At 52.2% G+C, this 18,745-nt stretch carries 13 protein-coding genes; 1 reads left to right on the plus strand and 12 read right to left on the minus strand.

The features are described 5' to 3' along the window. Positions 1 to 438 precede the first annotated feature (438 nt). The 10 genes from tssC to CMR03_RS03075 form a co-directional block, all read right to left on the minus strand. Positions 439 to 1,938: a type VI secretion system contractile sheath large subunit gene (gene tssC, locus CMR03_RS03030; RefSeq protein ID WP_096010738.1), complete on the minus strand. Its 1,500-nt coding sequence runs from the start codon at positions 1,936 to 1,938 to the stop codon at positions 439 to 441. Further along, positions 1,938 to 2,468, minus strand: coding sequence for a type VI secretion system contractile sheath small subunit (gene tssB / locus CMR03_RS03035; protein WP_063880061.1), 531 nt, complete (start codon positions 2,466 to 2,468; stop codon positions 1,938 to 1,940). The genes tssC and tssB overlap by 1 nt, the downstream gene beginning before the upstream one ends. An 80-nt stretch (positions 2,469 to 2,548) precedes the next feature. Continuing rightward, positions 2,549 to 3,571, minus strand: coding sequence for a type VI secretion system protein TssA (gene tssA, locus CMR03_RS03040; RefSeq protein ID WP_063880062.1), 1,023 nt, complete (start codon positions 3,569 to 3,571; stop codon positions 2,549 to 2,551). Positions 3,572 to 3,581: 10 nt separating this feature from the next. Next, on the minus strand, positions 3,582 to 4,295 hold the full coding sequence (gene tagF, locus CMR03_RS03045) for a type VI secretion system-associated protein TagF (protein WP_063880063.1): 714 nt from the start codon (positions 4,293 to 4,295) through the stop codon (positions 3,582 to 3,584). A 14-nt stretch (positions 4,296 to 4,309) separates the two neighbouring features. After that, the gene (tssM, locus tag CMR03_RS03050) at positions 4,310 to 7,936 is read right to left on the minus strand and encodes a type VI secretion system membrane subunit TssM (RefSeq protein WP_096010739.1); all 3,627 of its coding nucleotides are present in this window, start codon (positions 7,934 to 7,936) and stop codon (positions 4,310 to 4,312) included. A 3-nt stretch (positions 7,937 to 7,939) separates the two neighbouring features. After that, entirely contained in the window at positions 7,940 to 9,181 is a 1,242-nt protein-coding gene (locus CMR03_RS03055) for a DotU family type VI secretion system protein (protein ID WP_063880065.1), read from the minus strand. Between the two features lie 16 nt (positions 9,182 to 9,197). Next, positions 9,198 to 10,538: a type VI secretion system baseplate subunit TssK gene (gene tssK, locus CMR03_RS03060; RefSeq protein WP_063880066.1), complete on the minus strand. Its 1,341-nt coding sequence runs from the start codon at positions 10,536 to 10,538 to the stop codon at positions 9,198 to 9,200. A gap of 21 nt (positions 10,539 to 10,559) precedes the next feature. Beyond that, positions 10,560 to 11,063, minus strand: a complete 504-nt coding sequence (gene tssJ, locus CMR03_RS03065) for a type VI secretion system lipoprotein TssJ (RefSeq protein ID WP_096010740.1) — start codon at positions 11,061 to 11,063, stop codon at positions 10,560 to 10,562. A gap of 23 nt (positions 11,064 to 11,086) precedes the next feature. Continuing rightward, a complete protein-coding gene (locus tag CMR03_RS03070) occupies positions 11,087 to 11,701 on the minus strand; it encodes a hypothetical protein (RefSeq protein ID WP_096010937.1) in 615 nt (204 codons plus the stop codon). A 1,100-nt stretch (positions 11,702 to 12,801) separates the two neighbouring features. Further along, positions 12,802 to 14,217, minus strand: coding sequence for an EmmdR/YeeO family multidrug/toxin efflux MATE transporter (locus CMR03_RS03075; protein WP_063881201.1), 1,416 nt, complete (start codon positions 14,215 to 14,217; stop codon positions 12,802 to 12,804). Between the two features lie 395 nt (positions 14,218 to 14,612). On the opposite strand from CMR03_RS03075, the gene CMR03_RS03080 reads away from it, so the two are divergent. Then, entirely contained in the window at positions 14,613 to 16,067 is a 1,455-nt protein-coding gene (locus tag CMR03_RS03080) for an AMP nucleosidase (RefSeq protein ID WP_063880069.1), read from the plus strand. Positions 16,068 to 16,150: 83 nt separating this feature from the next. Here the strand turns inward: CMR03_RS03080 and CMR03_RS03085 are convergent, their stop codons facing one another. Continuing rightward, positions 16,151 to 16,774, minus strand: a complete 624-nt coding sequence (locus CMR03_RS03085; protein ID WP_244181327.1) for a hypothetical protein — start codon at positions 16,772 to 16,774, stop codon at positions 16,151 to 16,153. 402 nt (positions 16,775 to 17,176) lie between these two features. Next, positions 17,177 to 18,475, minus strand: coding sequence for an NCS2 family permease (locus CMR03_RS03090; protein ID WP_208625002.1), 1,299 nt, complete (start codon positions 18,473 to 18,475; stop codon positions 17,177 to 17,179). Positions 18,476 to 18,745: the final 270 nt, after the last annotated feature.

Genomic DNA, 18,745 nt, shown 5'->3' on the forward strand with positions numbered 1-18,745 from the left:
AACCGCAATAGCAGGAGATTTTTTTGCTGTATGGGTATTTCAAATTAAGGTCTTTGTGCAAAAGGCAACGACACTTATAGAGTGAAACCATTATGTTGTGCACTCTGTTTCATCCAGATTACGCTGCTGAAATAAGCCTGAACACCGACAAACTGGTTGTAATAATTATTTCATCCGTTGTGCTCACACCGCCGTTATTTATAACGTAAAGGCAGGCGGAACATTATACTGACTAATGCACGAAGAAAGCGCGACACTCTTCGCGACAAACACCATTTTCGGAAAAGGTTTATTCCGCTTCGTCCCAAGCGATATTGCTAAAATGTGGGGTAAAACGTAAGCCAGCCATTTTTACTAAACAGCTTGCCTTCATGCAGCAGTACAGTGCGTTATGACAAAAAGAGCACACCCCGCAGGGCGTGCCTCATGTTTTAACGATTAGTTTTCGTTCGACTTCAGCGAGGGCAGTTTTGATACCAGACGCAGTGATACGGTCAATCCTTCCAGCTGGTAATGCGGGCGCAGGAAGAATTTCGCAGCGTAATAGCCTGGGTTATCTTCCTGTTCTTCCACATTTACCTCTGCAGCAGCCAGTGGCTTGCGTGATTTGGTTTCCTGAGAAGAGTTAGCCGGGTCACCATCGACATAGTTCATCACCCAGTCGTTCAGCCAGCGTTCCATTTCGTCACGCTCGCGGAAAGAACCAATTTTGTCACGCACAATACACTTCAGGTAGTGAGCGAAACGGCAGCAGGCGAACAGATAAGGCAGGCGCGCGGCCAGACGGGCGTTGGCGGTGGCATCAGCATCATGGTATTCCGCTGGCTTTTGCAGCGACTGCGCACCAATAAAGGCCGCAAAGTCGGAGTTTTTACGGTGAACTAATGGCATAAAGCCATTTTTTGCCAGCTCGGCTTCACGGCGATCGCTGATGGCGATTTCCGTTGGACACTTCATGTCCACACCGCCGTCATCGCTTGGGAAAGTGTGGCACGGCAGATCTTCCACTGCCCCGCCCGACTCTACGCCACGAATCGATGTGCACCAGCCATACTCTTTAAATGAACGGTTGATGTTAGCCGCCATCGCATAGGCTGCGTTAGTCCAGCTGTAGTTGCCGTGATCGGAACCGTCGGTCTGCTCTTCAAAATCAAAGCTGTCAACCGGATTGGTGCGGATACCGTAAGGCAGACGAGACAGGAAACGCGGCATCACCAGGCCCAGATAGCGCGCATCTTCCGACTCACGCAGGCTGCGCCATGCAGCATATTCGGTGTTCTGGAAGATTTTGGTCAGATCGCGTGGATTAGCCAGTTCCTGCCAGGATTCCATCTGCATAACGCTTGGGGCCGTACCGGTGATAAACGGACAGTGGGCCGCAGCACCGATACGTGCCATCTCGCCCAACAGCTCGACATCCTGCGGGCTGTGATCGAAATAGTAATCGCCAACCAGGCAGCCAAAGGGTTCACCACCAAACTGGCCATATTCCTGCTCGTAGATTTTCTTAAACAGCGGGCTCTGATCCCAGCCCACGCCTTTATAACGTTTCAGCGTGCGGCTCAGTTCCTGCTTAGAAATACTCATAAAGCGAATCTTGAGCATTTCATCAGTTTCAGTGTTGTTCACCAGGTAGCTCAGACCGCGCCAGGCGCTTTCCAGCTTCTGAAAGTCATCGTGGTGAATAATCTTGTTTACCTGCTGAGACAGCTTTTCGTCAATTTCAGCGATCAGCGCCTGAATCGTGCGGTAGGCATCGCTGGACATCGTAACGGTGTTTTCCAGCGCCTGCTGTGCCAGCGTTTTTACCGCGCTTTCTACCGCTTCACGCGCCTGATCGCTTTTAGGACGGAATTCTTTGTTCAGTAACGCACTGAATTCATCCTGGCTAAAGCTGGCGCCGCCCTGCGATTGCGGTTGTTGAGAAGTCTGGTTCATTACTGCTCCTCCTTACCTTCAGGGGCATCGGGCTGCTTAGGCACGTGTGACAGCGCCTGCATCAGTGATGGGTCCTGTAAAATCTTACCGATAAGCTCTTCAGCCCCGTTTTTGCCGTCCATATAGGTCAGCAGATTCGAGAGCTGGGTGCGTGCTTCCAGCAGACTGTTCAACGGGTCTACTTTGCGGGCAATGGCATCTGGAGAAAAATCGTCCATGCTTTCAAAGGTCAGATCGATGTTGAGTTTGCCGTCGCCGTTCAGCGTGTTGTCTACCTGGAATGCGGCGCGTGGCTTCATGGCTTTCATACGCTCATCGAAATTGTCGATGTCGATTTCCATGAATTTACGATCGTCAACGCTGGCCTGCGGCTCCAGCGGTTTACCGGCTAAATCGGCCAGGACACCCATGATGAATGGCAACTGAATTTTGCGTTCGGCACCATAAACTTCCACGTCATATTCAATCTGAACGCGGGGCGCGCGATTGCGGGCGATAAATTTCTGCCCACTGGACTTCATTGTTGGCATGGTTCTCTCCATAAATAATGCGCGGGTATAGGCTCGCAGGAGGCGCGCAGGTCTCGCTGCGTAAAGGCTTGACTGTTAGCTTAGTCGCGGCGTCCAAAAATGTTCTCTAACTGATGTACACCATCGGGCGCGAGATCGCGAATGATGTCCAAAAAATCCAGTTCGATCAGGCGTTGTACCCTGTCTATCATCAGCGGCGCCGGATGACTCGGCTCATGCTGGCTGAAGTACTGTTTGACTTTTTCCAGCATAAGTTGGGCTTCTGCCCGAGAATTCAGTTGAGCACTGCGCCAGTCAGTCGCGGCACGCGGGGCGGCAGGACTGGCCTGACGCTCGGTTTCCGGTGCTGACTGCACCGCAGCCGCCAGTGAATGTAATGATTCGATATCCGTGGCCTGGCAGCGCTCATTCAGCATCGCAATGCTGCGCTGCAGCTGACTCATATCCGGTAAGGCCGTTTCATCCAGTTTTTCCACCACAATGCGGCGAATATTCTGCAAACGCTCGGCAATGTTCTGGATTGCCGCAATGCCCGGTTGTTCGCCGCGCGCCAGTTCGTCATTGAGACGTGGCAGCCCACCTGGGTAGTCGGCCACCTCTGTTTTGCTGCCGTCACACAGGGCTGAGGCATCACGCAGTGTAATACCGTCGGACGCATAGCGCATGAGCCATGACTGACGCACCGCGCCGGTCAGTGCCGACTGATCGCCCAGCACCGCGAGCGCATTGATGCGATAAAAAGGATCATGCTCGCCATCTTCTTCGAGGCGGGGCCAGAGCGGCTCCCAGTACTGCAGCATGGCCTGCTCAATCAATTGTAGCCCTTGGGCATAACCTGGCAGCCCTTTGAGGCGCGTCCAGGCATGTGTCAGCGTCAGCATGACGCGTAAATCTTTGCTGCGGGTCAGTAGCTCCAGCGCCAGCTTTTCCACTTTATTCCAGTCGGCGGGTTCAGCCGGGATAATAGTGTTACCGAACTGCTGTTCGCCTTTCCCCACACTGGCCTGTTCCATCGCCTGAAAATCCGCATCGTACTCCAGGTTTTCACCGCACGGATTATCGTGGCTTACCGGTATCAGCAAGGTGTCAATATCAATACTCATCCGCTTCGCCTCAGGATTCAAACATAGGAGGATAAAGTCCATTTCGTCCCGGCTTTGCACCGCCCGCCGGATCAAACAACAGTGAAAATAACTGCGCCGTTAAGTTTCCACTGTGGACATGGGTATAAAGCGGGAAGCCATCGCTCTGATTCGTCCACCAGAAACTGGTCTGGAACTGGGGATCAAAGCTTTGTGACGGCAAATGCCAGCTCAGTGTTGAATCTTGTTCTCCGCTGCCGATAACCGCCAGAATATCCGATGACTCCTCGTCCTGCTGAGGCTGAGGCAGTGGAATACTCAACAGCGCCTGGTCGAACTGCTCGGGTGTTCCGCCATCCTGCACCGCGCGCAACAAGGTATTCCCCATCTGGTGATACCAGTCGCCCGTGCGTGCCAGTAATGAAGGCATCCATTCGGTCGGCGTAAAATAACGTAAGGCGCAGAGGGGATAATGGCGTCCCACGCTGTCACGTGCGGCCGTCAGACAACCCATTTGGATCAGTTGTGTGCCGAGCATGGGCGGCACCACAAAGTTCCACACCGGCGCTTTAAGAAAAGCCCGTGAGGGGGCATTTTCGCCTTCAGCACTGGTTTGCCAGTGATGCAATCCCACCTGAAACCAGTTAGACCACTGGCGCTGCAAGGTATCGGGAAAGCGTCGTTTCACAAAATCACCCGAACTGGGCAGTTTACCGTACCAGCCAGGTGCTGCGTAATGGGTCATAGTCAGATCCTGTTTCAGGGACAGCTAAATGCGGGTAGCTGGAAAGGATTACGAATGCTGCCAGGTGTGAATGACAGCGTCACATTATGACCATCCACACTGAAGCTGGCTTCGCGAGTCAGCCCACCTACCGACGTTACCCGCGCGCGGTCAAAGAAGCGATTAAGCGCCCATGGGCCGCTGGTGGTCAGCGTCGAGGTGGTGCCATTCGTCAGACCCAGTTGCATACGTACCTGACTTGTCCCGCCCGGACCGGGCCAGCTCACTAACTGCACAGCCTGTGGTCCATGACTATAGCGTAAAATCTGTCCATCCACGTCCAATGTCATATTCAGGATATCGTTATCCATCTTCACCGTACGCAATGTCACGCGGAAGGATGGCGTGGTAGCGCCATTGGCAAAGAAGGCATCACGAATCGACTGCGCCTGCTGGAAAGGACGCAGTAAGGCTTCGCCGCCGGGTAACGTTTTACCGTCAATGCCGGGCGTGAAACGCCATGCGGCACGCGTGGTATCCACTTTGCTGGCCAGATTGTCACGGAAAAAACTGTCCATCAGTCCGGTGCCCGGGGCAAACATGCGCGCCAGGTCATCCGGTGTGACTTCGCTTCGTCCATTACGCACCAACGGGTAACGACCTGCGATAGCCTGACGGCAGAAACTGCCCACCTCCATGGTGATGCGTTTACGGACATTATCCATATCGCGACGTTGTGCATCGCTGCTGGCGCCGACAGCCATACCGGACACCATATTTTGCAGCGAGCCAGGCAAGCGTCCGGCGCTGGCCTGCAGACGGCTTATCGCATCACCAGACGGCGGTGGCATACCGCTATTGGCGGCATCCTGCACGGCAGTCAGGTAGCGATAAAGATCGTCAATCTGCTTCAGGAAATCATCGACGGCCAGCACTTTGCTGCCTTGCTGCAAGGGCTGTGCGAGTTCAATAATCGGCGCAAAATGCGCGGTGACCGCTTGCTCAGGCGTTTGCTGCACGGCTGCCTGTTCACCGTTGGTACGTGGCGAAGTAAACAGCGCCTGTAGCGTTCGGGTCGCACTGTTATCTGAAGATGCAGACGGGTCTTTTGCGTTCTTGTCTTCAGGCTGTGCGCGGGTCAGCGTGAGCTGTTTGCTCAGGTTAATCACCAACTGGCGCAACGGTGAATGATTGCCTGACAGCAGGCGTGCCGTATTAATACGCTGCGTCAGATCGGCATTACTGTTGAGCTGAATGTCGCTGAGAAACTGCTCCCACTGACGGATGTAGTCCTGAATATACAGCTGGCGCACCGCAAGGTCGGTTTGTTTGCTGTCTTCATGGGCTGTCTCGGCACCCAGCACCCAGGTATCATCCTTGTAGAGCGCATCCGTCACCGGCGCGATCTGTTTATCAACATGGTTCCAGTAACCGTCTGGCGTAAAGAGCCCGGACACGCCGTCGTTGACTGACTTACCGCTTTTACGTGAAAACACCAGTTCACTTTGTGGCCCGCCCAGGGCTGACAGGGTAACCGGTGACAGTGAGCCATCGCGTTCCAGCAGGCGTTTCAGGCGTCCGTAAACGCGCTGTGACAGCGGCATCTGACTAATCAGCGCCTGCTCGCGCTTTACCAGCGCATCATCCTTCGCATACGGCGAGGACTGAATCTGCGTCTCCAGGAGCTGCTGCAGATGCCACGCCAGTTGCTTCACTTCTGCCTGGGTCACGTCCTGCGGCAATTCGCGAGAAATGTTTAACATCATCCATGCCTGGAGAAATTTACCGTCGTAGTGTTTTGGCTGGTACAGCATCTGATAAGCCTTGAGCGCTTCATAGCTGTAGTCGGCATCACTCCCGGTGTCATTGCGCAGCCAGCGGGTAATGTTCTGTGCAACCTGTGGCATCAGCAACTGCTTCAGCGCCCGGTCATACAAGGCCTGGGTGGCATCACTGACTTCCGTTCCGCGGTACAGGCCCATCCGGCGCGTAAGCGGGGGATGATCCAGAGAAAAGGATTCACTTTCAGGAAGGTGCAGCAGCGTGTTGAGATAAGGCACCAACACAAACAGGTTGCCATTCACCTCTTTTTGCAGCTTGTCGCCCAGTTGCTCAACCTGTGGGCTTTTCGCGGCCATCTCCTGCAGGTAGGTTTTGTTTTTGTTATAACTCACCAACCACAGTGCACCCGCAATCAGTACAATGACCAGTAACGCAACATAGCCAGACCACAAGCCCACCCGGTTACGTAATTCCCACCAGCGGTTACTGCCGGCCAGACCGGACTCCTGGAAGATGACATTTTCCAGCACGCCCTTAAGGAAAAAGCTCTGGCCTTTGTTTTGCGGAATCGGTGCGTCTTTATCGACCTTGTCCCAACTGCCAGATTCCCCTTGCTGTTGGCCCGGCAGATGCAGCGCGCGGGTCAGTTCACCCATCACGCGGTCAAAGGGTAATCCTTCCTGCGTACCGCTGGCGAAGTAGATACCGCGCGGCGCAAACTGGGTTTCAAAATCGGAACGTGCAAACAGGATATCCAACGCTTCGGCCAACTGTGGGCGAAGCGCGGCAAATTCCTGTGGAAACAGGTAGCTTTCGGCACGAGCCTGAGCATCACTTTCCGCCAACAGGACATCAGCAAGTCCCGCATCCAGTCGCTGTTGCAGCAGCGAATATTCCTGCTGAAACTGGCTGCTGAGTTCAAAGTCTGCCGTTGATGCTTTTGCCCAAGGGAAGGTAAAGCCCCAAATCTGCTCGCGCTGTGCCTTGTCCAGGCTGGAAAAATAGCTGCGGAAGCCTTTTAACAGGTCGGTTTTGGTAACCAGAACATACACCGGGAAACGGATACCGAGTTGGTCATGCAACTCCATCAGTCGCTGGCGCAACGCCACCGCCTGATTACGCATGGCCTCAGGTGACTGGGATAACAGATCCGCCACACTCAAGGTCACGATGACGCCGTTAACCGGCTGGCGTCCACGGTATTTACGCAGGAGTTCAAGGAACTGATGCCATTCACCGGCATCCCGCTCCTGCTGGCTTTCCTGAGTGGTATAACGTCCTGCTGTATCAAGCAACACGGCTTCGTTAGTAAACCACCAGTCGCAGTTACGCGTACCACCAATCCCGCGCAGTGCGGCCTTACCAAACTTATCCGCCAGTGGGAACTGCAACCCGGAATTCACCAGGGCCGTCGTTTTACCGGCACCCGGTGCGCCGATAATCATGTACCACGGCAGTTGATAGAGATATTGATGACTGAAGCGCTGTGCCCAGAAAGGCGCACCTTTACTGCTCTGACGCTGAAAGTGTGCTTTTTTAAGCATCTCTGTGGCTTCAGAGAAACGAGTCGCCAGCACCTGATCTTCACTGGTCAGACGCTTGCGGTCTTCTTCCGGCGCATCCGACTTATTACTCTCCAGGCTGGACATCAGTTTCCGGTTCAGCCAGTAGTTGTAAACGCGCGGAATCGCCTGACTGAGGCCCCAGACGACGTAGAGCAGCGCAATGCTGATCATGCGGTTCTGTTCAGACTCCAGCGGGCGAGAATCCACAATTGAGAACACCGGGCCGATAACCCAGATAATAAATGATAACGCGGTAATACCGACAAAACCCCAGGCCAGACGGCTGGTCAGTACCGCAAATAGTACGTTCAGCATGGATTAGTTCCCTCTCGCCAGGCCGTTGAGTTCAGCTTGCGTCGTATCAGGTGCGACCTGCAATGTAATCTCGACACGACGATTACGTGCGCGGTTTTCTGCACTGTTATTCGGCACCAACGGATGCGTTTCGCCACGCCCTTCCGCTTTAACGCGTGATGGTTTAGCCAACTGTTTTTGCAACACGGTCTGCACGGACTGGGCTCGCGCCAGTGACAGCTCATAGTTGGACGCGAATCGTGCACTGCGAATCGGAACGTTATCGCTGTAGCCCACCACCAGAATTTTCCCACTGACATTATTCATGGCTTCAGCAATACGCTGGATGACGGCGTCATAACGTCCGCGAATCTCTGTCGAGCCGGATGCGAACAGGCCATCCCCTTTCAGCGTCACCACGCTTTGATCTGCCTCGTCGCGCACGGCAACCAGGCCTTCGTCGATTTCAGGCTTGAGGAAGGACTTCAGATTCAGGGACGGCGGCGGCGGCGGTGCCGGATTGCGGATCTGCACTTCTGGCAGCGTCGTCTGATAAATTTTTGCCAGGACTGGCGAGGTGTAATCCCCCAGACGCCAGTTCAGCACAATATAGAACAGGCAGGCAGCCAGACCGGCCAGCGCCGCGCAGGCCCACAGCGGAATCATCGGTCGCCACAGTTTGCGCAACACTGGCTGGTCAGTCGGATGCGGCGATAACGCAGCGGCAAAGCTGCCCCTGACGCTTCGAATCATCTGCAACAGACGCTGTTTAATGGTGTCCAGTTGAGAACGGCCATTATCTAAAACCCGATAGCGCCCTTCAAAACCAAGCAGTAAGCAGAAATAGATCAGCTCCAGTAACAGGATGTGCTGACGCGGATTTTGCGAAAGCTTCGCCAGCAACTGGAAAAACTTTTCACCGCCCCAGGTTTCATTGTGGAAGGTCACCAGCAAGCCATTACTGGTCCACACGCCACGGCTTCCCCAGGGCGTCAGTGCTGCAGCTTCATCAAGTGCAGTACACAAACAATAACGTGCGCCTACGATCACCTCATAACTCAGGCCGGACTGCTGGCACGCCAGCTCGAAACGGCGGATCTGGTCGATAAGCTGTTGACGTAGACGTGCGGGATCGTCATGCGACACGGAGTGACGAATCTGTGGAATCGCGTTAATCAGCGGATTAGCGGCTGCCACCAAAATATTCTGATGGCTAAGATCCTGCTGAAATGCATCACTGTTCGGTTTATTTTGTTCCTGCATCATGCCTGCTCAGTTTGAATTATTCTGACTGACTGCGAATGGCCCAGAACTCCATGTTCAGGCCCGGAAAATCACCGGCAAGGTGCAGCGCGAAGGCACCCGATCGTTCCATCTCCTGCCACAGCTCGCTGTTCTTATCCAACTCAAAATAGCTGTAACCTGCATGCCATGGGATCTGCGGCGGCGCGCCCGGCATGGCTTTCAGGGCAAGGCCAGGCAACTGCAACTGCACGAGGTCGCGAATTTTCGTGACCGGAGCGACCTTCATTTGCGCCGGGAAATGCGTTTTCAGGGCTTCCGCTGGCACACTGGCTTTCACTGCCAGCACAAAGCCAAACTCGCGCACCATGCTGTTATCCGGCACGGTTGCGACATTCAGGCCGTGTGAGCGTTGGGTCAGCGGTAACTGGATAGCGCTCTCTTCCATGACCTGTGACAGCCCCTGGCGCAACAACAGCGTGAGGCGCGAGAAACAGCCCTGCAGGTCATCATGGTCGTAGAGGGGAAAAGCATCTGGCGTGCGAGCCTCCGTCCACGTTGCCAGCTCAGCAGCCAGCTGCAGCCAGTGGCTGTAGAGGGTTTCGGGATGCAATAGCGGCAGGTGTTGCAGATGCGCATGCAGGCCTAACTGGCGATTGAGCAGCGCCAGCAGCATAAAATCCACCATATCTGCGCTGTTAAAACGGCCTGTGCCGGGTGCACGTTGGCTTAACTGCTGGCTACGCTGCTGAATCATGCCGTGCAGGTCGGTCATCATGCTCTGTAGCGGACGACTGCCAGCAAGGGTAAGTGTGGGGGGAATGTAGTCATTGTCTAAACGAATGTGGTTGTCACTGCGTTTTTCAACGATCTGGGCAACGCCCATCGCTGTCCATTCTGCGGTCAGATCCTGCTCCAGCATCAAACGCAGGCGCAGCTTGCCAAACTGGACGGTGGCCGTCCCGACAGCCTGCGCATTATCATCTTCAACTTCCGCTTCCCAGGCCAGATAGCGCGCCAGCGAATCCGGTGAATCCTGAAAGGTCACGGCTTCACGTCCGTTACGGCGAGCAGGAATCGCCAGGACCACTTTAGCGCGGTCTATATTGCCCGGCACATCCAGCGGTGCAGGCCCGTGTTGCGGCTGGCTGAAGGAAAAAAAGGTACCATCTGGCAAGCATCCGCTGGCAGCACTGAGCGCCAGTTTACCCTGCCGTAACAGAGCTTCATCAAATTCGAGATCGAAAAATCCCCAAACGTAAGGACGTTGCGACTGGCCCCATTCACGCAGTGCGTTTTGCAGAAAGTTTTCTGCCTGCTGAAAATGGTGGGGACGTAAAAACATCCCTTCCGCCCAAACAACCTTTTCGGCTCTGTTCATAATCATCCTTTGAAGACGGTTTTATTGCTTAACGGGACGCATGCCGGCATCGTCTACGATAATGTTGGCGTTTAACTCGCCATCATTGCTCTTCCAGAACTGCCAGAACGAACTGCTGTCGCTGTCAGGAAAAGGCAACGCCAGCCGCCACACTTTGCCATCCAGCTTTTGATATTCCGCCATGATGCCGATGAAACGTGCTTCAGGAAGACTTTTGGCACTCAGCGTTTTAGTGAGCTGACCGGACATCAGGAAAAACTGCTGGTTGTTAAGCAGCGTATTTCCCAGCGCGGTAGCAGGTTGATTCTGTAAGGTGAAAAAGTCAGCGGACATAAACTCCGCATCCGACGTCAGTAACATCACCCGGACTTTCAACGGCGCGCCACCATTGATTTGTGGATGCGCCTGAAAATTCAGGTTGTAGCGCGCGATATCAGGCTTACTGCTACTGCATGCCGTCAGCAAGAGTAGCAGGAAGGGCCAGAGCCATATTTTCAGACCAGCGCGTAAATAGGTATGTGCCATTTCTGTCCCTCCCTGCCCCTGACTTAGTTGATGATCCAGGTACCGTTATTTTTGTTCTGGCACGCCTGACTGTTGCCATCGACTGACACACAGGTCTTTTTCCTGGCAGCGGCACGCACACGACGCTTTGGCTGGTCAGCTTTAACGGTTTGATCGTACATATCGCTTTTCACCACGGCACGGAACGGCACATAGCCAATGACTTTTACAGCGCTGGTTGGGGCCTGAGCAGCGGCACCTTTGTTATCAGCTGCTTTTGCATCGGCAGCTGGCGCGGGTGCGGGTGCGGGTGCGGCTTCGGCCTGCGCGTCTTCACCCAATGCCAGCCAGTTATTTTCAACCTGGCCGACAACGGTATAGCTTTCACCGGTTTTTAGGGTTTCAACCACTTTGCCGCTGAAATCCGGGCGCGTCATGACGGACGCCGGATACAAGGCGCGATAGGTTTCATTCAAGGCAGAAAACTGAGCGGGTGCAGCAATGGCATGACGATGCATCAAGGTGGTGCCATCAACCGTGCTGGTCACCATTGTGTCATCCGTCATTTTTGGCGGTGTTTTACAGCCTGCAACAGCAAAAACGAACATCAGGCTTAATGCAATTCGAAAGTTCACCATTTTCTTCATATTTAGTTCCATTAATACCCAAAAAGTGGCCATTGGCCGGTGTTAAGCAAACCATGTCGTCATACGAGGTATGCTGGCCGCCATTTGGAGCCAACATCCTGATTAACAAAACAATTTGCCTGAATAAGATAATTTATTGAGTGTAAAATTTATATTCGATGAGATTGAACAGTGTAGAAACTGCTCATAAAAACCTGATGACCGGAACAAGACGGCTAAATGTAAGATTAAACATTCAGCAAACTGACAAATTCCTAAACGCAAACGTCATTAAGACAGCCTGGTTAACTCTTACGCGCAAACAATTCATATTGCTGAATCGTTAAGTTTTGCAAGGCTGATTAATCGTTATAAGTGTGGGGAGAATGGCAACATCCTGCTTAACTTCCAGTCGATCTCACACAAATAGCAATAAATCAATGGCTTACAAATTAAACTGCAGCACCATAGCTACCGCACGAGCCTGAACATCCTGCTCGCCTGTGTAAAGTTCTTTTCCTTTTATTAACATCTTACACAGCTTTACATAATGCCTGCAAAATTTCAACATAGCTCAGACACATCCTAATCAGTAATAAAACTAATATTTATGGTTAACGCAAACTTCATCCTGGCCTGAGAATATTGCCATCAAAATGGCTAAAAACCGCGAATTCGGGCTGCCTCCCGCTCCGCTTAAGCCTGTAAACATTAGCATAACGAATGCTTAATGAAGAAATTATGTCTGGAAAGCAGGATAATGGGCGCGCCGGGGAAGCGTTTTTAAGTATTAAATCGTAATTAAGTCAAATTTTACCCATAAGTAATAAATCCTAATTCATTTAATTTATTTAAATTCAATGAGTTAAAAACAAGGACTTATATTAATTTAAGAATTATCTTAATAACCTGAACAATTAATAGCGTCTTTCTGCAACTGTTATGGGAAATTAAACGGCATCGCGTCAGTTGTTACAGACCAGCCAGGCCCGCAGGGATAACGCCTGAGGGCCGATTTTAAATGAAAGTATGGATGCGGGAAGTGACGTCTGGACGGACGAAAACAGGAAGCCGCAAGCGTTACGCTGAACGCCAACACAGACCAGCGTTAGCCAGCGCGGTGTGCGCAGAAATCACGACTGCTGGGCTTTGGCAATCATCTTACGGTAATTGTTCAACCACTTACCGCTGTTGAATCGTCTCCAGAAAAAGAGCCCTCTCACCATCCAGTCGAGGAACATGCCAAGCCAGACGCCAGTCACGCCCATCCCCAGTTCAATGCCCAACAGGTAGCCCACAACAACTCTGGCACACCACATGCTGAACATGGAGACATACATTGTGTAACGGGCATCACGCGCGCCCTTGAGACCGGCGGGAAGAACCCACGAGGCGGCCCATATTGGCATGAACAAGGCATTCAGCCAGATGAGGTGTTTAGTCACATTGATGACGTCGGGATCGCTGGTGTAGAAACGGGCCAGTAAACCTGCCAGCGGTACGGTAAGCGCAGCAATACATGACAGACAGAGCGTGGCCAGCCAAAAGACATGCTTTGCCTGCCGTTCAGCCTGAAACACCTGGTATTTGCCCAGCCGCCTTCCGGTGATGATGGTTGACGCTGAACCCAGAGAGTTACCCGGCAGGTTAATCAATGAAGCGACAGAGAAGGCGATAAAATTACCGGCAATTTCATTGGTGCCCATGCCTGCGACAAAAACCTGAGTCAGCAATTTACCGCCGTTAAACAGCACGGATTCGATACTGGCAGGCACGCCTATGCTCAGTACTTCATATAAGATGCTGCTGTTCCAGCGACGAAAATAACTGGAAAGCGTGATTTTTAGCGAAGCATTAAATCCAATCATTAGCACATAAATAATGGCGAAAGCGCCGATGTAGCGGGTAATGGTTAACCCTAATCCAGCGCCGACAAACCCCAGTCCATCCCATGAAAAGCAGCCATAAATGAGTACGCTACTGATCATGATATTGAGGATATTCATCCCGCCATTAATCAGCATCGGGATCTTGGTATTCCCTGCCCCACGCAGCGCGCCACTGCCGATTAGCGTGATTGCCGCTGCCGGATAGCTCCATGCGGAAACCTGGAGATAGCTCAGTGCTAAAGCTTTAACTTTTGGTTCGGCAGCGCCCGCAATAGCATCAATGATCAGGTGGCCCCAGAATTCGATAGCAATGACCAGCACCAGCGCCAAAATCGTCATCATGGCCAGAGACTGGCGCGTGGCGGCGCGGGCCCGCTTGCCGTTGCGCCTTGCAAGGCTGAAAGCGACGACCACGGTGGTACCGAGATCGATGGCGGCAAAAAAGGAGATGATGACCATGTTAAAACTGTCAGCCAGGCCCACGCCTGCCATCGCCTCTTTACCCAGCCAACTGACCAGGAAAGTACTCAACACACCCATTAACAGCACACAGGCGTTTTCGAAAAAGATAGGAACTGCAAGCGGCGAAATTTCACGCCAGTACAGCGTGCGGTAGGAACGACGTTTGGGATACCACGCCGTGCGCTTAATCGCCTGCACCACTGCTACGCCGGGATTTTGCAAAGGAGTACCAAATATGAAGAAGTCGGGGGAATAACTCTAATGATGGTAGCCTGCGGGCAAATATGCAAAACGTTTTGCATTCCTGTTAAATCATGGTTACACACTTTTTTTATCTCTGCCTCCCACCCATTTAAATCGCCGCGTTGTCGCATCCGGCACGCAATAATCCCTGGAAGAATGCCTTTTCTGTGCGGATAACCTGATGTAATGGTCGGGTTTATCTGCATTTTCACTTACCCCATCGCGCCAGCGTTAAGCCTCGCCTATAACTCGCAGCAGTAAAATGCGCGCGATCATAGATTCTTCACCAAATCCTTCGTTAAACCCGCTAAGCTGAAGGAAATTGTCGTAAGCATGTGAAAGGAGAAGTTATGCCCGCCCAACGGAAAAATCTTACACGCGAGCAGGCGCTTGATACGCTTGAGCAGATGTATGACGATGCAGTGAATGCCCTGCGCGCGTCGATAAAAGCCTACACGGAAGAAGGATCGTTACCTGATCCCGTTGCCCGGTCGCAAGGTCTGTTTGTTTATCCTGAATTACGTATTACATGGCAGGGCGATGGCCCTCAGCAGAATCGTACCCGCGCCTGGGGACGTTTTACTCACACAGGCAGTTACAGCACTACGATTACGCGCCCGGCTTTGCTGCGCCATTACATTTCTGAGCAGCTTGCTATGCTGGAAAAAGAGTATGAGGTAGAAATCGACGTCGGTCCTTCGCGTCAGGAAATCCCTTATCCTTACGTCATTGACGGTTCTGACCTGTCGCTGGACCGCACCATGAGCGCCGGTATTGCCCGCCATTTTCCCACCACCGAGCTGTCGCAGATTGGTGATGAAACGGCAGACGGTTTATTTCATGCCGATGCCACCTTCCCTCTTTCTCACTTCGATGCGCTGCGCACTGACTTTTCACTCGCCCGCCTGCGCCATTATACCGGCACCGCCGTTGAGCATTTTCAGCCGTTTGTACTGTTCACCAACTACACGCGCTATGTAGACGAATTCGTTCGCTGGGCCATTGAGCAGGTTCGCGATCCTTCGACGCCTTTTGACAGTCTTGTCTGCGCAGGTGATGTCGTTCTGACAGCCAGTACGGAAGACAACGAAGCGATGCTGTCTGATTTAGCGTGGAAGAAGCATCAGATGCCCGCCTGGCACCTGACCTCACCCAACCGCCGGGGCATTACCCTGATTAATATCGGCGTCGGTCCGTCCAATGCCAAAACCATCTGCGATCATCTGGCCGTTATTCGTCCCCATGCCTGGCTGATGATTGGGCACTGTGGTGGCCTGCGTGAAAGCCAGCGTATCGGTGACTATGTGCTGGCGCACGCTTATCTGCGTGATGACCATGTGCTTGACAGCGTGTTGCCACCCGATATCCCGATTCCAAGCATCGCTGAGGTTCAGCGGGCGTTGTATGACGCAACCAAATCGGTCAGCGGTATGCCGGGCGAAGAGGTCAAAGAACGCCTGCGCACCGGAACCGTTGTAACGACTGACGATCGCAACTGGGAACTGCGCTATTCGGCTTCTGCCCTGCGTTTTAACCTCAGCCGTGCCGTCGCCGTCGATATGGAAAGTGCGACGATTGCCGCGCAGGGTTATCGCTTCCGGGTGCCTTATGGCACATTACTCTGTGTTTCAGATAAGCCGCTGCATGGCGAGATCAAGCTGCCCGGTCAGGCAAACCGCTTCTACGATGGTGCGATTTCAGAACATCTGCAGATTGGTATTCGTGCCGTGGAATTATTGCGGGCTGAAGGTGATAAGCTGCATTCACGTAAGTTACGCACGTTTAACGAACCACCGTTCCGTTAAACGATAAAAGATGAAAAAGACGGTATTAAGTGTGAATGCATTTCACATTAATGCCGTCTCTACATTGAATACGTTATGCTGATTCAGGCCGCGTTTAATACGGCAGTATTGATGAACCAGGCAAATACAGCAAGGATAGCCGGGACCATTAACGTCCAGATAAGCCGGTTATTCAGGCTTTCAAATTTTAAATCCAGTTTATCGAATCTTTCGTCAATCTTGTCGAATCGATGATCCATGGCATCAAGTCGTCTGTCGATGCCATCAAGTCTGATATCAATGCCATTAAGCCTGAAATCAATGCCGTCAAGACGTGCTTCAATACCGTTAAATCTCACATCAATAACGTCGAATTTTTTGTAAACATCATCAAACTTCGCATTTATCACGCTGAACTGGATATCGATAAGATTAAATCGATTAGCAAAGTTGAATAATATGCCATCGATTTCAGTCAGTTTGCTCTCAATGCTGACCAGCCTGCCGTCAACATCGGCAAACCTGATGCTAAAATGTTCAACTTTATCTTCCAGTTGAGTAAATCGCTGACGTATTTCAACATGAAACACAGTCTGCTCCGAGCGCAGACGCTCAAGATCGTCTTTAGTCGCAAACGCCATGGCGCGCCCACTAAAAAGCGCCAGATCGATTTTTATTTGATGATTGTCGGCTTCAAGTCGCTCAAAGCGCATCTCAAAATTTTCCATTTTTCTGCCTCCTGTCCAGCGATGACTGAGGGTCAAATGCGGATTACCGCGATTCCGTTTTCCATACAGATTGCCCATTATTTTTTCCTGACAGGCGGATTAACTCAATCCATTAATGTAAGTTCCAACCTGCTTCACTGTTATTGAAGCAAAGTCTCGCGCAATAAACATTACCTGATTGAATAAAAAGGAAAAATAAAAAGAGAGTCAACTCGTTCCTTTATTCGCAATGTTTAATCAAAGGATAAAAGGACAGCGGCGTGAAGAAAAGGTAGTTCAGAGAGGATCTGGAAGGGAGCGCACAAGGATTGAAGATAACCGTGAATAACCGTCACCCGTTAATTTGGCATGCCGCATTAAAACCGTTACAGCATATTCAATATACTGTAACGGTCTGATTAATTAGGCACTCAGCCAGCCAAGTTTAATGACAAATAAGATAGAAAGAATAATCAGTGCAACATTAATCTCTTTGGTGCGCCCGCTGAGTAACTTAACCACGGTCCAGGTGATAAAGCCAAACGCGATACCGTTGGCAATAGAATACGTCAGCGGCATCGTCAGTGCGGTTACCGTCACAGGGGCGGCAGTCGTGATATCTTTCCAGTCAATTTCAGCCAACCCGGACGTCATCAAAACAGCGACAAACAGTAACGCCGGTGCGGTGGCATAAACCGGTACGCTTGACGCGAGGGGAGAAAAGAACAGCGCAAGCAGGAAAAGAACGGCAACCACCACAGCCGTCAGACCGGTACGTCCGCCTGCGCTGACGCCAGCGGCAGACTCGACATAGCTGGTAGTGGTAGATGTCCCCAGCAGAGAACCAAACAGCGCGGCAGCACTGTCTGCAACCAGCGCGCGCCCCATCTTAGGCACGTTGCCCTGCTCGTCAGCCAGCCCGGCACGTTTGGTCACGCCCAGCAGTGTGCCGGTGTTATCAAACACATCGACAAACAAGAAAGCAAAAATCACGCTAATTAAGCCGACGTTAAAGGCTCCGGCAATGTCCAACTGCATAAAGGTTGGCGCGATTGAAGGCGGTGCAGAAAACACACCACCAAATTTGGTCAGGCCTATCCCCATGGAAATAAAGGTAATGAGCAAAATGCCAATTAATACGGCCCCTGTGACGCGACGCGCTTCCAGGACGACGATGATGATAAAACCTAACATCGCCAGCAGCGGTCCCGGCTTGGTCAGATCGCCAATCCCCACCAGCGTGGCCGGGTTATCCACCACGATTCCGGCACCTTCCAGCGCGATAATCGCCAGGAAAAGCCCGATCCCGGCGGCAATACCTGCGCGCAGCGGCAGCGGGATGCTGTTAATAATCCATTCGCGAATCTTAAATATGGATAAGGCAAAGAAGATCACGGCGGACAGGAACACCGCACCTAACGCAATCTGCCAGCTATAGCCCATGTGCAAGACAACGGCATAAGTGAAAAAGGCATTCAGCCCCATCCCCGGTGCCAGCGCAATCGGGTAGTTGGCAATCAGCCCCATTAATACAGAACCAATCGCAGCTGCCAGACAGGTCGCGACAAAAACGGCACCTTTATCCATGCCGGTTGCGCCCAGAATACTGGGGTTAACAAACAGAATGTAGGCCATCGCCAGGAAGGTGGTAATCCCTGCGATGATTTCAGTGCGTACGGTTGTGTTGTGCGCTTTTAATTTAAATAGTTTTTCTAACATCATTATCTCTCGATGATAGAGACGTCACTTAGGTGCGCGCTCTCTTGCCAAAGTTATGGTCATGCTGTTTGTTGTGATACTGAGGGATCGCCAGTGCTGTCGCATGCCAGCCCGGCCACCCGAAATACTGTTTTCGCTTTCCTTAGTCACGTGAGCAATTGCAAAGGCTTAAGCAATTGCTGTGCCAGCCTGGCACGCAATCGATTACCTGGGTGAGCGCAAGCGAGCCTTAAGATAATTCTGAACCGAATCAGGGCGCGATTATGGTGCATT

The organism is Pantoea allii, from assembly GCF_002307475.1.
Lineage (GTDB): Bacteria > Pseudomonadota > Gammaproteobacteria > Enterobacterales > Enterobacteriaceae > Pantoea > Pantoea allii.